The organism is Weizmannia sp. CD-2023 (assembly GCF_036225245.1).
GTDB classification, from domain to species: domain Bacteria; phylum Bacillota; class Bacilli; order Bacillales; family Bacillaceae_C; genus Weizmannia; species Weizmannia faecalis.
In genome coordinates, this window is record NZ_JARTJQ010000162.1 from 1 (window position 1) to 654 (window position 654).

Consider the following 654-nt stretch of genomic DNA (forward strand, 5'->3'; position numbering starts at 1 on the left):
TTCATCCCCGGACAATCGTTTTCCAGAAACCCGGCAAGCAGTCCGTACTTTTTTATTGTACCGCTAAACTCGAAAAAGAAACGGGCGCCGGATGGCAAAGTGCTGACCGACAAAGATAACCGGTTGTCTCCGTTTGGATCGACTGCTTCTTCAACGATAGCGAAAAAATTCTTCATCCAGCCGGTCAGCTCCCTATCGTCCGGTAGCACATTCCGGTCCACATCCAATATTTCGTATGCAATCCGCACCGTGTGCCCTTCCCAGTTATATGTAAGCAAAAGCTCGGCAAATTCCGGCAGATGCAAATTTGATAATTTTGACTCCTGCTGCGCTTCCCGGATAATGTCTTCCACAATATTTTTGACCTTTTCCATTTTGTTCAAGCTGGCGTATCCTTTGATCAGCTGCACCTTGTTCAGCCAGTCATGCCTGGCGTGGCGAAGCACGTCAACCGTCGTCCATTCCCGCATTTTCATAGCTCCCGTTCTCCGAAATAGGTTATGTTTAAGTATAGCAAAAATTGCCTCATGTTGCACGGGACGCGAATGATAGGTATGTGTCAAGTTTTTCTCGACAAGGTTTAAATATCGGGTATTCCAAGACACTCTTTTTGTACACTTTCGGCTACCGTGCTTTACTTGCTCGGTGTAATTT

1 protein-coding gene is annotated in these 654 nt (G+C 46.3%); it reads right to left on the minus strand.

From position 1 onward, the window contains the following. A partial coding sequence (locus P9687_RS17225; RefSeq protein WP_328228955.1) for a Spo0B C-terminal domain-containing protein occupies positions 1 to 470 on the minus strand: 470 nt, incomplete at its 3' end. Positions 471 to 654 lie beyond the last annotated feature (184 nt).